The 12218-nt window shown below is 42.1% G+C and carries 13 protein-coding genes and 1 other RNA gene; 6 read left to right on the top strand and 8 right to left on the bottom strand.

Features of this window, described 5'->3' with window-relative positions:
- Nucleotides 1-44: 44 nt before the first annotated feature.
- Together CHA01nite_RS09705 and CHA01nite_RS09710 are read left to right on the top strand one after the other, a co-directional pair.
- Nucleotides 45-935 (top strand): DUF72 domain-containing protein, encoded by an 891-nt coding sequence (locus tag CHA01nite_RS09705; protein WP_146941119.1) that lies wholly within the window; start codon nucleotides 45-47, stop codon nucleotides 933-935.
- 191 nt (nucleotides 936-1126) lie between these two features.
- The gene (locus CHA01nite_RS09710) at nucleotides 1127-1357 is read left to right on the top strand and encodes a hypothetical protein (RefSeq protein WP_146941120.1); all 231 of its coding nucleotides are present in this window, start codon (nucleotides 1127-1129) and stop codon (nucleotides 1355-1357) included.
- 250 nt (nucleotides 1358-1607) lie between these two features.
- Here CHA01nite_RS09710 and CHA01nite_RS09715 read toward each other — a convergent pair whose 3' ends face one another.
- The 7 genes from CHA01nite_RS09715 to CHA01nite_RS09745 form a co-directional block, all read right to left on the bottom strand.
- Nucleotides 1608-2201 (bottom strand): hypothetical protein, encoded by a 594-nt coding sequence (locus tag CHA01nite_RS09715; RefSeq protein ID WP_146941121.1) that lies wholly within the window; start codon nucleotides 2199-2201, stop codon nucleotides 1608-1610.
- Between the two features lie 39 nt (nucleotides 2202-2240).
- A complete protein-coding gene (locus tag CHA01nite_RS09720; RefSeq protein ID WP_146941122.1) occupies nucleotides 2241-2885 on the bottom strand; it encodes an HD domain-containing protein in 645 nt (214 codons plus the stop codon).
- Nucleotides 2878-3726 (bottom strand): alpha/beta hydrolase family protein, encoded by an 849-nt coding sequence (locus tag CHA01nite_RS09725; RefSeq protein WP_146941123.1) that lies wholly within the window; start codon nucleotides 3724-3726, stop codon nucleotides 2878-2880. Before CHA01nite_RS09725 ends, CHA01nite_RS09720 begins: the two co-directional genes overlap by 8 nt.
- An 87-nt stretch (nucleotides 3727-3813) precedes the next feature.
- Complete coding sequence (locus CHA01nite_RS09730) at nucleotides 3814-4701, bottom strand: ribokinase (protein WP_146941124.1); 888 nt, start codon at nucleotides 4699-4701, stop codon at nucleotides 3814-3816.
- An 84-nt stretch (nucleotides 4702-4785) separates the two neighbouring features.
- A complete protein-coding gene (locus CHA01nite_RS09735) occupies nucleotides 4786-5421 on the bottom strand; it encodes a DUF4241 domain-containing protein (protein ID WP_146941125.1) in 636 nt (211 codons plus the stop codon).
- 71 nt (nucleotides 5422-5492) lie between these two features.
- Complete coding sequence (locus CHA01nite_RS09740) at nucleotides 5493-6110, bottom strand: DUF3239 domain-containing protein (protein WP_146941126.1); 618 nt, start codon at nucleotides 6108-6110, stop codon at nucleotides 5493-5495.
- A gap of 22 nt (nucleotides 6111-6132) precedes the next feature.
- Nucleotides 6133-8748 carry a valine--tRNA ligase gene (locus CHA01nite_RS09745; protein ID WP_146941127.1) on the bottom strand — a complete coding sequence of 872 codons (2616 nt, stop codon included), beginning with the start codon at nucleotides 8746-8748 and terminating at the stop codon, nucleotides 6133-6135.
- Nucleotides 8749-8875: 127 nt separating this feature from the next.
- Here CHA01nite_RS09745 and CHA01nite_RS09750 point away from each other — a divergent pair, with 127 nt between their 5' ends.
- The 4 genes from CHA01nite_RS09750 (at nucleotide 8876) to CHA01nite_RS09765 (ending at nucleotide 11652) form a co-directional block, all read left to right on the top strand.
- Nucleotides 8876-9361: a DUF1573 domain-containing protein gene (locus tag CHA01nite_RS09750; RefSeq protein WP_146941128.1), complete on the top strand. Its 486-nt coding sequence runs from the start codon at nucleotides 8876-8878 to the stop codon at nucleotides 9359-9361.
- Between the two features lie 266 nt (nucleotides 9362-9627).
- The gene (locus tag CHA01nite_RS09755; protein ID WP_146941129.1) at nucleotides 9628-10497 is read left to right on the top strand and encodes a PPK2 family polyphosphate kinase; all 870 of its coding nucleotides are present in this window, start codon (nucleotides 9628-9630) and stop codon (nucleotides 10495-10497) included.
- A gap of 147 nt (nucleotides 10498-10644) precedes the next feature.
- Entirely contained in the window at nucleotides 10645-11022 is a 378-nt protein-coding gene (locus CHA01nite_RS09760) for a hypothetical protein (protein WP_146941130.1), read from the top strand.
- A gap of 66 nt (nucleotides 11023-11088) precedes the next feature.
- Entirely contained in the window at nucleotides 11089-11652 is a 564-nt protein-coding gene (locus CHA01nite_RS09765; RefSeq protein WP_146941131.1) for a hypothetical protein, read from the top strand.
- Between the two features lie 46 nt (nucleotides 11653-11698).
- Here the strand turns inward: CHA01nite_RS09765 and rnpB are convergent.
- Nucleotides 11699-12029: RNase P RNA component class A (gene rnpB / locus CHA01nite_RS09770), an RNA gene on the bottom strand.
- Between the last annotated feature and the right edge of the window lie 189 nt (nucleotides 12030-12218).

Raw genomic sequence — 12218 nt, forward strand, 5'->3', positions numbered from 1 at the left:
TTTTATCTTATATTTGTTTAGTGCCTAATCAAAAAAATTCAGTTATGAAATTCGGAAAAGTGGAAGATCCGTCAAAAATCGATTTTACATTGCCCAAAGACCATCCGCAAACCAAAGAAGTTTTAAGCCGGAATACCAGAGGGCTTGAGAATATCTCAGTAGGGGCTGCGAAATGGACGAAAAGCGAGATGAAGGGATTTTATCCTAAAGGCACGAAAGACGAGCTGAAGCATTATTCTACCCAGTTTAACTCGATTGAGCTGAACGGTACCTTCTACGGAATGCCGGCTCCTGAACAGATTATTACCTGGAAAGACAAAACGCCCGGAAACTTTAAATTTTTCCCTAAAATCACCAGTACGATTTCCCATTACCGGCGACTGATTGACGTTACGGACCATGTCACCCAATTTGCCACCGCAGTTCTGAATTTTGAAGAAAAACTGGGCATGGCTTTTCTCCAGCTGCATGACAATTACCAGCCGAAGGATTACAGCCGGCTTGAGAAATTTGTAAAAGAATGGCCGAAAGAAGTTCCGCTGGCTATCGAGCTGAGAAATGCCGAATGGCATAACAACGAAGAAGTTTTCAATGCCACCTGTGAACTTTTTGAAAAGCATCAGATTACCCAGATTATTGTAGATACCCCCGGCAGAAGAGACATGCTTCATATGCGGCTTACGACCCCGACTACTTTCATCCGCTTTGTGGCAGCCGGTACACCCATCGACTTTACCCGGCTGGACGAATGGATCGAACGTCTGACCGCCTGGAAAAATGAAGGTTTACAGAATATCTACTTTTTTGTCCATCAGGGCTTTGAAAAAGACTCCCCTCTTTTATCAGCCTATCTGATCAGAAAAATGAACGAAGCATGGAAAACAGACCTTCATGTCCCCAAAATGGCGACTGAAAACATCGGAACTTTATTTTAAAAAATTTTAATTTTTAACATTATTCGCTATTTAGTGAAATAAATTACATTAAAAAGTATTATTTTAACGAAAATAATTCACTTTTCCTGCCTTTAAAAAAATTCTGTACAATCCTGTATTTGCGTCCTTATATTTAGTACATTCGGAAACAGCAACCACTAAATGAATGTCGAACTATTTATTAAAAAGCAATGGAAAAGGAAATATGCACCATAAGCATCGCCAACAACTGGCTGGATGACGCCTATACTTTTTATGAAGACCATAAAATAAAAAGGACGTATGACAACAACAGCCTGAGCTCGGATAAAACGGAATGGCTGGAACCGAAACAGATCAGTAAGCAGAATAAAGATAAACTCATAAAGAACTGCCCGGAAGAATTCAAGGAAACGGTTATGCTGATCCTGGATTATCCTTAAGAACCTGAAATCAACAGGATGGAAGAGGGAAGCCGGATGCCGGAAGTCATTTGTGTTAATGTCACATCAAAGGTATGATTTATCCAATGAAAAGATCTGTCACGTAATCATCTGGTAATCCTTATTCATAAAACCAGACTTTTACTTTCTACTTCATCAAATAACTCACGAATGTAAATTATGGCCGAAGTTACATTGATCGGAATTAAAATACAATCCCGGAAGAGCTTTGCACCTACCGGGATTTTTTTTATTTACGTTTTCTTGTAATCAGGACGAGATTGAGGAAGAGCAACAGGAAATCCAGCGTTACCCAGATGCCGAGCTTTGTATTTTCGTAATTGTAGGCTTCCACCTGCTTTTTGGCAATCTCCGAAAGCTTTACGCTTTGGTTGATGTAGTTGTTGACCTCAATGATCTGATCGATGTTCTTATTGGGAACGGAATGCTGGGAAAAATAGACCAGGTTTTTTTTTCCGAGATATCCTATGATCCAGTATTCATCGGATTTATCCATCCTCAGATATTCGATTCGGTAGTATTCTGACCGGATATTGCCGATGTGCTTGGTTTCAATTGCTTTTCCCGCTTCGGGATTATTCAGGTTGATCACATAAAAGTCAATCGGTTGCGGCAGCTTGTTGATCACCTGCAGGGCAACGGAGTCCTGTACAATACCTACGGAACTTTTTTTGATAAACCAGTAGGTAAAGAATGAAATGGCAAAAACCATCGTCAGGATGCGGAAGATCTTCGCCCATTCCGCACCCTTTCCTTTCTTTACCTTGAAAAGAATAAGGGAAAAAACCAATGCCCAGAAAATAAGCAGGACCATCAATACCATACTGCAAAGATACTTATTTAAAAGAGTTTATCGGGAATGCTAATCAACATTCCATTCTTTATAAAACTGATCGAGGAATTTCAGCATGAAATCATGTCTTTCCTGTGCAATTTCCTTCCCTTTTTCCGTATTCATCAGGTCTTTCAGCAACAGTAATTTTTCATAAAAATGGTTGATGGTCGTCCCGTCCGACTTTTTGTACTCCTCTTTGGACATGTTCAGTTTAGGTTCGATGTCGGGGTGATACATCAGATTGTTTTTAAAACCTCCGAAATTGAATGTTCTGGCTACTCCGATGGCCCCGATGGCATCGATCCTGTCCGCATCCTGTACGATCTTAAGTTCGACAGGGAGGTTCTGCGGCACCTCGCCCCTGTTCTTAAAGGAAATATTTTTAATGATAAACAGCACCTGCCCGATCACTTCTTCCGGAACATTCTGGCTCTCCAGAAACGCCCCGGATATCTTCAGCGCGATGGTTTCATCTCCGTTGTGGAACTTCGGATCGGCAATATCATGCAGCAGGGCAGCCAGTGCTACCACTTCCCGATTACAGATTTCCGTCTCAGCAATTTTTTCAGACAGCTTCCATACCCTTTCGATATGAAACCAGTCGTGTCCTGCCTCTGCGCCTTCCAGTTTTTCTTTTACAAACGCTACCGTGTTGTCAATCAGCTTATTCATGTTCTGTCAATTCGTTTAATATAATATTCCAAAGACTTTTATTGTAACTCCTGAAAAAATTAACGTGGCCTATTTCCCCCTGTTCAGATTCCGAAGTTTTAATTAATCTATAAACCGGTTTAAGATTCGGGTAGGTATCGTTCAAAAGGCTTTTTACACCTTTTTCAGTCAGCCATCCGTCGTCTTCCGCCCGGATCACCAATACACGCCGGGTAAGCTCTTCAGCAAAATTACCGGTTTTTTCCAGCAGCCGGTTGGTGGATTTCCTGTTTAAAATTAAGGTTCTCCAGTCAGATGCGCAATTTTTCGGGAGACTTTCTCCAAGCCCGAACCAGTGGGCGGGAAAATATCCCAGCAATCCGGTGGTTAGCGGCTGGACAATTCCGAATCCCAGCAAAGCTTCTATCCGGGTTCTGAATTTCAAATTTCCGATGAAGGCATTTTGTGTCCCGACAAAAACAAAATCATCAAAGATCCGGGAGTCTTCGTTCATCCCAAGAATCAAAGCCCCCACCGAATGGCCGAGAAGATATTTTTTGTAGTCACCAAAATGAATTTTAATATAATCCGTTACCGCTTTATAATCTACAGTCCCCCAAATCCTCATTGAAGCTTTGAAGCCTTTCATCCGGGCAGGCTTGGAAAGACCGATCCCGCGGTAATCGTAAGTGATCACGGTAAATCCTCTCTGTGAAAAATAATGGGCAAAAGAAAAATAAAGCTGCTGCTTTACTCCCGTCGCCGAATTGATGAGCAACAGCCTACCATTGCTTGTTCCGGGCAGAAAAAGATGGGCGGCAATTGAAAACTGATCAGAGGCTGTAAGCTTTAATTCTCTCATAGGTAAAAGAAAAAATCCACTGTAAAAGTGGAAATTTTATGCTGTATTTTAAGACTTTGCCGTATTTTTCGATATGCTGCAAATAATTTAAAGAAAATCGGAAATCCTCGGAAGCCCGGTTTGGGAACCTTTTTTTCCGGAAACCCTGGCAGAAACTTCATTCCCGAATTTTACACAATCCTCGATAGGATTTTCATGGCAAAGGGCAACGGCAAATCCTGCGGTAAATGCATCTCCCATTCCCATTTTATAAACGGTTTTATCTTTATCGTTCCTGCAGTACTTCATTTCCGTACCATCGAAATAAACGGTAGAATTGATGTCATCCCTTACGAAAACCTTGTTAAAGTATTTTTTCAGGATTTCCTCCCGCTGCTCTTCGCCGAAAACAATATGCAGCTCGCTGCTTTTTACAATAATGAAATCCACATGATCAAGGATTTCGCTGCTTAAGGGCTGCGCGGGAGAAGCGTATATACCTACTTTTTTCCGGTACTTTTTAGCTTTCTTCACGGTATACTCAATTACTTTCAGAGAAACTTCCAGCTGAAGGAGTACAAGATCTGCCGTATGGAAATATTTATCTGCGGCTTCTACATGCTCGATGCTCAGATAATTGTTGGCAGCAGGCACTACAACGATCGCAGAGCTCCCGTCAGAGGTCGTTACATACGCAGTTCCCGTCGCTTCCTGATCAGTCTCGAAGACAAAGCCGACGTTTACGCCCTCATTCACCATATTTCTCATGATCTGCTGGCCAAGAGGATCCATCCCGACACAGCCTATAAAATAAACGCTGGCTCCCAGTCTGGCAGCACCTACTGCCTGGTTGGCTCCCTTGCCTCCAAAATAGCTTTCGGAATTATAGGCAATAACGGTTTCATTCTGGCAGGGCACTCTTTCTGTTTCTAAAACAAGATCTATGGAAGAGCTTCCGACAACGATGATTTTCGGCTGTTCTGAAGAAAAATTCATTGTGTTTTATATTAGCTGTTATTATTTTGTGATTCGGCTAAAGTTACCATCTCGCAACGGAGTTTCAAGAACAATTAACATTTATTAACTGATTTCAATAAATTCAGTAATAATTTTTACCGGTGCGCCGTTTTTATCATAAGCAATATAGCTTGCATAAAAACCTTCACCATATCCGGTTTCAAAGGCAAAAATGGTTCCAGGATGTTTTTCCGACGGTTTCAGAAAGGCAAACTGGTCGATCGCGCCGTTCTCATCGAAAAAATATTCGTGAAAGAATTCTTCATAGATTCCCATAAAGTCTACCCCTTTACTTTGGTACAGCCGCTGCTCTAGGGCATTCAGGGCATTCTGGGTATCAACATCCATGAAACATCCCATTCCGCTTTCCACAGGATACCCGAACACTTCGCCTTCCGCAAGTTCTTTTACATTCTGTCCTTCCGTTACGGCCAGCTTCCAGTCTGCTGCTTCTGCATTGCTGAAAATAATTTCGGCATAGGCGACACAATTGCTTTCCCGTTCCTTATGCAGTAAAACAGCAAAATCCCCCTTCGGAAAATTTACGGTGAACGGATTCATATCGCTTGTGATTACAGGATCACAGGCCACAAGCTTCCCGCTGGACAAATAAATTCTCCCGACCTCGAAGCTTTCCAGCAAAGGATTTTCGACGAAGTTTTTGGAAAATAGTTTTTTTATGTTTTCTAGATGTGTCATTTAATTTTAATTTATCGCTGTCACCTGACTTTCAGATCCGGCAAATCCTATTTTAAATAATCTGAATGATTTTACCAGCTGCTGTTTTCTGTGGAAATTTTAAACAGGCCTTCTTTATAAGGCTGGCCTATTTTTTTTATCCTGGCCTCCAGCAGTTCCCAGCTTTCTTCGGAATAAGAGCGTAAAACAGCTTTCAGTTCGGCCTTGTTGCTGTTTACATATTCTACCGGAACCGGGAAAAAATCGTTCCAGTGGGGGGTACAGCTTGAAGTTCCTTCGTATAGGGCAACCGTCCCGATTCTGTCATTCAGCAGGCCTTTTCCTTTATAAGGTATGATCTTTACCACCGGATAGCTTCCTCCGGCAAATCCTTTGGAAAGATCCGTAGTAACGGCAATCAATTTGGGATTTTCCGAAACCACAATACCGCCATTGGAATCCCCGTAGGCAAAATGCTCTCTTTTTCTTCTCCAGTACAAATAATTGATCACAAAAAAGATGACTGAAAATAATCCGCCCCACAGCAGGGAAATCTTAAGAGCAAAGACCAAGGAAACCAACAGAGGAATCAGCAGCAAAACAGATTTGTGCATGTACCTCATCAATACGAAAGGCATTATCCGTACGCTCCCCGGATTGGAAGCTACGGTATCACTATCCAATGTAACGATGCCTCTGTTGTCCTCCATCGATCTGTTTATTATTTTTAAATTAAAGGCTTTTCAGCTTTTCTTCAAGGATGGCAATTTTATCCATTGCATCTTTCTGTTTTTTACGCTCGACCTCTACAACTTCCGGTTTTGCATTGGCTACAAACTTTTCGTTTGACAGCTTTTTATCAACGGAAATCAGGAATCCTTTAAGATATTTTACTTCTTCTTCAGTCTTTTTCTTCTCTTCTTCCAGGTCCAGGTTGTCGCTTAACGGAATTGAAATTTCCGTTGCCCCTACCAGGAAGGTAAAGCTCGGCTTATCGGTCTTCGTTCCGAAATGGATTTCTGAAACGTTGGCCAGTTTACGGATAACCGATTCATTGGCGAATTCCGTTGCATTGGTATAAATTTCAACCGCTTCCCTCGGAGAAATCCCTTTGGTCTGACGGTAATTTCTTACTCCGGAAATCATTTCCGATGCCGTTTCGAAGTTTTTAATGATGGTCTCATCAAATGCTCCGGCTTTTTTCTGCCGGGCAATTACCAAAGCTTCATCCGTCTTTCTTTCTGTGATTAACTGCCAGATTTCTTCTGACTGAAAAGGCAGAAATGGATGAACCTGCTTCATTAATTCTTCAAAAAGTTCTATTGTTTTAAGGTAAACTTCTCTGGAAATTCCTTCACCGTAATTCGGTTTGATGGCTTCCAGATAAGATCCGCAGAAATCATCCCAAATCAGTTTATAGATCAGATGCAGTGCGTCGGAAATTCTGAATTTCTCAAACTGGTCACCAATTTCAGCAATCGTTTTATTCAATTTATTTTCAAACCATTGGATGGCCTGATTTTCCGTATCGTTTGCCGGTTTATCTTCATGGTTCCAAAGATTAATCAATCGGAATGCACTCCAGATCTTTGACATAAAATTCCTTCCCTGCAACATCAGGTCTTCGTCAAAAAGAAGGTCATTTCCTGCTGCCGAACTCAATAAAATCCCCACACGAACGCCATCAGCTCCGTATTTATCGATCAGTTCCAGCGGATCAGGAGAATTCCCTAAAGATTTGGACATCTTTCTTCTTTGTTTATCCCTTACAATCCCTGTAAAATAAACATTTTTGAACGGAACTTCTTTCCGGTATTCCAGGCCGGCCATGATCATCCGGGCTACCCAGAAGAAAATAATATCCGGACCGGTTACCAGATCGGACGTCGGGTAATAATAATTGATATCCTTATTTTCAGGATCAAGCAATCCATCGAAAACTGACATCGGCCACAGCCATGAAGAGAACCAGGTATCCAGGGCGTCTTCATCCTGCTTGAGGTCTCCGGCTGTCAGCTGACCGTTATCGGTTTTCTGTCGGGCCAGTTCAAGGGCTTCTTCAATGGTTTCAGCTACGACAAAATCGTTTTCGCCGTCCCCGTAATAGTAAGCGGGAATCTGCTGTCCCCACCAAAGCTGCCGGGAAATATTCCAGTCGCGGATGTTTTCCATCCAGTATTTATAGGTATTCTTAAACTTTTCAGGATAGAATTTCACCTCATCATCCATCACCACATCCAGAGCAGGCTTGGCAATTTCAGACATTTTCAGGAACCACTGAACCGAAACTTTAGGCTCGATCACCGCGCCGGTTCTTTCCGAAGTCCCTACTTTGTTCATATAATCTTCCGCTTTCAGCAGAAGGCCTTTTTCTTCCAGTTCTTTGGCGATCTGTTTTCTTACATCAAACCTGTTTTTCCCGGCATAATGCAGTCCGTGGTCGTTCAGGTTTCCGTCGTCATCCAGGGCATCGATCATCGGCAGGTTATGTTTCTTTCCGATTTCGTAATCGTTTACATCGTGCGCCGGTGTTATTTTAAGTGCTCCCGTACCGAACTCGATATCCACATAGTCGTCTTCGATTACCGGAATAACCCTGTTTACAATCGGTACGATTACTTTTTTGCCTTTCAGGTGGGCATATCTTTCGTCATTCGGGTTGATGCAGATTGCCGTATCCCCGAAGATGGTTTCAGGGCGGGTGGTGGCTACCGAAAGGAATTCTTCCGAACCTTCAACGGCATATTTAAGGAAATATAACTTTCCGTTCTGTTCCTTAAAGATGACTTCTTCATCTGAAATATTGGTTTTGGCTTCCGGGTCCCAGTTTACCATGCGGTATCCGCGGTAGATCAGTCCTTTGTTATATAAATCAACAAAAGATTTGATTACCTGTTGGGAAAGCTTGGGTTCCATGGTAAAACGGGTTCTGTCCCAATCGCAGGAACAGCCCAGCTTTTTCAGCTGCTCCAGGATGGTTCCGCCGTATTTATCGGTCCAGTCCCAGGCATGCTTCAGGAATTCTTCGCGGGTGATATCAGACTTGCTGACCCCTTCCGATTTCAGTTTGGCAACCACTTTCGCTTCCGTAGCGATGGAAGCGTGATCTGTTCCCGGCACCCAGCAGGCATTGAAGCCCTGCATTCTCGCACGACGGACCAGAACATCCTGAATGGTATTGTTAAGCATGTGCCCCATGTGTAAAATCCCCGTTACGTTAGGCGGAGGAATTACAACAGTGTACGGCGGCTTATCATTCGGCTCTGAATGGAAGTATTTGTTTTCCAACCAGTAATTGTACCACTTTTGTTCTGTTTCCTGTGGATTGTACTTTTCTGAAATCTGCATAAATTCTGTTTCTTTACTTTACAATTTGCAAAAATAGTCTAAAGAAAAAAAATTTTAAGTATGAATTAAAATAATTTTTAACTTTGTTCCCGAAATTTATCTAACAACATATTTAACATTTAAGAATATGAAAAAATTAATCGCAGGAATTGCATTATTCGGAACCTTCGCTCTTGCATCTGCACAAACGATTACGTTTGACAAAACGACCTTTGACTACGGGACGGTAAAGCCCAGTTCAGACGGCATCCGGTTTTTCACCGTAACCAATACCGGTGATAAGCCGCTTATCCTTTCAAACGTAAAAGCCTCTTGCGGATGTACGACGCCTGAATTCAGCCAGGATCCGATCATGCCGGGGAAATCTGCTAAAATCAAGGTAGGATACAATACTGCAATCAATGGTGGTTTCAACAAGATGATTGAAGTATTCTCCAATGACCCTGTGAACAGCAGAAGCGTAATCTACATCAAAGGAAACGTAGATGCAAATGCTCCTGAACCGAAGCCACTGACGCCTGAAGAGCTTAAAGCTAAAGAAAAGGCAGACAAAGCTGAAGCAAAGGCTGCTGCTAAAGCGGCAAAAAAGGCTGCTAAAACTGCCGCGAAATAATACATTTCTACTACAGATAAAGAAACCGTCTCCCAAAGAGGCGGTTTTTTTAGTATATTTATGTGAGGATTGAAGCCGGATGCCGGACAATGGAGGTTAACGGAGAAGATGGTTAAAGGATGTAATAAATTTTGAAAAATAGTTTACCTTGACAAAATCATCTGATATTTAAAGCTATCGGATCTGTATCGATCAAAACTTCCCGCATCCAGCCGGCAGATCAGCCGGCTGCAATTTCACACTAATTATAATCTTTAAATAAAAATATGAATACTGACTTTTCAAATGACTTTTTAATCAAAGGAAAATTTTCGATCAAAAAAGCGGCAACGGAATATAATGGCAAGCTGACCAAGGAAGAAGGGGCGGAATTACTGATCCGGGAAAAAGAAAAACTTCGTGAACTGCAGGAACGGCTGTATTCCGACGGAAGCCAGTCGATTCTGGTTGTCCTTCAGGCGATGGATGCCGCGGGAAAAGACAGCCTGATCGAGCATGTTTTCGGCGGGGTAAATCCTCAGGGCTGCAATGTAACGAGCTTTAAGACGCCGAGTTCGAAGGAATATGCGCATGACTTCCTGTGGCGGCATTATCTGGCACTTCCCCAAAAAGGGATGATCGGGATCTTCAACCGTTCCCATTATGAAAGCGTGCTGGTCTGCAAAGTACATCCCGACTATAATTTAAGCGAAAAAACCTGGAAATCCGTGAAAGATTTTGACGGTAAATTCTGGGACAACCGGTATGAAAGCATCCGGAATTTCGAAAAGCATCTGGCCCAGAACGGAACCACTATCGTCAAAATATTCCTTCATGTCTCTAAGGATGAACAGAAAAAAAGACTGTTGGACAGAATCAATGAGCCTGATAAAAACTGGAAATTCTCTTCGGCCGATCTTCCCGAGCGTGCCCTTTTCGATAAATACATGGAATGCTATGAGACCGCCATCAATGAAACAGCAAAAGAGGATGCACCCTGGTATGTTCTGCCCGCAGACAACAAATGGTTTGCCCGGATCGCCGCGATCCAGATCATTATCGATACCCTGGAAAAAATGAACCTCAAATACCCGGAACTTTCGGAGGACGAAAAACAAAGCCTCGACGAATCCAAAAAGATTCTGGAAAATGAATAGATATTAATGATTTTAAGTATATTGTAGAATTCAATGATTGGTTTTATCACAATACACTATTTAGTGAAAAAAAATTAATTATGTATTGAATAATTTATTATATTTATCAAAAATTAAATTTAAGTAACCAATCATTGAATTTTAACTATGAAAAAGCATTTATTATTATCAGCCTTTCTTATTTTAGGCTTAACTTCATGTACTAATGAGAGTACGCTGGCCAATACGGCCGAAAGCATGAAAACCCCGGCTATGCAGGCTTACGACAAGGCCTTCAGAAGCCTTGGAGATCCCCAGAACCGTCCTAACGAAGAAGAACGAAAAAGCAACACCACCGAATTGAGTGACCGCAGGAAAGCATTGCTGCTACCCGCCTGCAGAGATCTGGTATTATCAAGCGGCGTTTCGGAATCACAGATGATGAGAGAGACCAATGGCGATACCAGTGCCATCATCATCTGGGCCACCAAGATTTATCAGCAGAAAAACAGTGAAATCGCAGGTAAATTAAAATCCCAGAATTAAATCTCAGGAAGCCGCTATCCAGGCAGCTTTCGCTTATTTTCAATCACTCAATTTAAAACGATTTTTATGAAAAAAACAATATTGGCACTGCTTGCACTATCAGGCGCCTCCACTTTCGCTCAGTCTTCCATCTTCGTTATGAACAATATGAATCCGCATTTTGACGCCGTGGGGCGATTTTTCACCTCAAGGCCGACTGCAGGTAGTCCATTGGTTATGTTTGCAGCTCCCAATGCCAACTACGGAACCTTTACCATGCCTTCAGGTATTTACCACAAGTATGGAAGCTTTGATACTACCGGCGGAACAGGAAGCATAATGGATATTACCCAATGGTATGTGAGCGACTACGTAAATCCTGCCAATTCTGGAACCTACAATTACAATGATCCTTTTATTACCTCATTTATGGTTCCCAACAATCAGTGGGCCGGGTTTATCTTCTGGCTTCAGGATGTTTCTACAGGAAACCAGTATGATTATTTTCAGGTCGGGGATCCTGCCGTAGCAGGTACCGCCAACATGCAGGTCAATTCATCACAAACGGGCACCGCTACCGGCGTCTTTTCAGAATGGTTTACAGTCACTTCAGGATCACAGGATCTTACTTTTTTTAATATTTATCCATAAAAAATGCGGAGCTCTGCTCCGCATTTTTTATCTGAATTCCAGATAAATCACGAGAAAATCTATAAGCCGGATTTTGTATCCCATTACGAAAACAGGATGCCTGTTATTTATCTGCGTGGTACATTGCTGCACCACTTGAGCTGATTACCCCTCGGCTTTCAGGACGGGCCGCCCCTATTTCCATTGCTGAAAAGAACAGATATACTTATCATTGCACCACAAAGAGTTTACCTGGTTTCACTACAGCCGAACTGTACATTCTTTCTGTTGCACTGGTCCTACCCTCGCGGGTGACGGAGGTTATCCGCTTTGCTGCCCTATGGTGTCCGGACTTTCCTACCCTTACCGAAATAAGAATCAACAGGCCGATTTTCTCGTGGATGCAAAGATAATGATTTAATGTAACAATTTACCAATCCAACAGTACAACAGTACGATTCAGCTTAATAAGTATTGTATATTAAATCGAGCAGTTTATCTTCAAACTGTTATATCGATACATTGGTACATTGGTACATTGATACATTGTTACATTACTATATTGCTTCATTATTAGATTAATTTTT

Origin of the sequence: Chryseobacterium hagamense, from assembly GCF_007991455.1 — a bacterium.
Lineage (GTDB): Bacteria > Bacteroidota > Bacteroidia > Flavobacteriales > Weeksellaceae > Chryseobacterium > Chryseobacterium hagamense.